The 1,066-nt window shown below is 32.3% G+C and carries 1 protein-coding gene; it reads left to right on the forward strand.

Annotation, left to right across the window (positions count from 1 at the left end):
* On the forward strand, nt 1–1,066 hold a 1,066-nt coding region (locus tag HZR21_RS11505; RefSeq protein ID WP_180747716.1), incomplete at both ends, for a hypothetical protein.

The following is a 1,066-nucleotide window of genomic DNA, read 5'->3' on the forward strand; positions in this document are numbered from 1 at the left end:
GCTAACCTTTTTAAGTCTGTTGTTTTGTGGTAGTCAAGCCTACGCTTTAGACACAGGTAATGCAGTTGTCACTAATGATACTATCGGTTCTGATAGTGGTATTAAAGCACCTGATTTCGTTACAAATGCCCAAGGCGATATTGTTAATATTCCAGAGTATAAAGCAGTTCTAACAATTATTAATGAGATTAAAAATCTAAGTAATCAAACACAAGGTAATAATGCGATTCCGATTACAGAAGAAACTTATCAAAAATATAATCTACTCTATCAAGGGGCTGTTTCAAAATTATCAAATGCGGGATATGATAAAACAAAAACTGCTTCTGCTACTACAACATTAAATAATGCTTATAATAGTGCTATTTTAACAAAGGCTGGTACAATTGATAGTTCAAATGATTATCAAGAAGCACTAGCTAAAGAAGCAGGTGCTATTAATGCAAAAGATATGTCAGCCTTATCAGCTTATACAAGTTATATGTATATTGAGGATAAAGGTTTTTTTGGTGCTAAAGAAGCGTTCCCTAAAATCATTAATTGGGTAGTACAGTTGATTTTTGCAGGTTCAAAATTGATGTTTCTATTAGATTCATTGATTTTATCGGCAGTATCTAATATTGATATTTTTCAGTATTTAGATGATTTTGTATCTAAAATGCAGACTATTCTGCAAGCACTACTCTTACCTGTTATCTTTCCAATGGCTATGGTCTTTGTGGGTATTAGTGCTTTCAAAGATTTGTCAGAAGGTAAACCGTTTGGTAAGAAAATTCTAGGTGTTATACTTCGTATAGTTGTAGCTGGTGTTTTTTTCTTACCAGTTTCAAGTGGAAGTGGTGCATATAAAGGGACACATGTCATTACTCGCATTGTTTATGTGACTAAAAGTTTTACAGACACTTTTACAAGTTCTTTGATTAATAACTTATCAAAGGTAACAATCGCAAATGATACGACTGAAAAAACTTCTACAACCAATTTCACGGCTAATGTTTCAACGACAAATGATAAGGTGTCTGATAGTACAATTAATGCTTTGAAAACACAATTATTTAATGTCATT

The organism is Pseudolactococcus laudensis, assembly GCF_013449735.1.
Taxonomy (GTDB): Bacteria; Bacillota; Bacilli; order Lactobacillales; family Streptococcaceae; genus Pseudolactococcus; species Pseudolactococcus laudensis.